Annotated in this window: 1 protein-coding gene; it reads left to right on the top strand. The window is 58.1% G+C overall.

Annotated features, from left to right (window positions below):
- Positions 1–320, top strand: a 320-nt coding sequence (locus tag EE949_RS00115) for a fatty acid cis/trans isomerase (protein ID WP_206335683.1), incomplete at both ends; no start/stop codon positions are given.

Below are 320 nucleotides of genomic sequence, written 5' to 3' on the forward strand. Positions count from 1 at the left end.
ACGCACTGTTGACCGTCTTCCGCCATTTCGACAGCGCGGCGGTGAGCAAAGGCCTGATCGGCGAAGTACCGCAGACGATGTGGCTGTTCGATTATCCGTTGTTGGAGCGCACCTACTATCAACTGGCGGTGAACTTTGATGTGTTCGGCAATGTGTCGCACCAGGCTCAGACGCGCTTGTACTTCGACCTGATCCGCAACGGCGCCGAGCAGAACTTCCTGCGCCTGATGCCCGCTGACAGCCGCGAAGGCTTCATGGACGACTGGTACCAGAACAGCGGCAAGCTCAAGCTGTGGCTGGACTATGAAGCCATCGATGAC

This window comes from Pseudomonas viridiflava (assembly GCF_900602065.1).
GTDB lineage: Bacteria > Pseudomonadota > Gammaproteobacteria > Pseudomonadales > Pseudomonadaceae > Aquipseudomonas.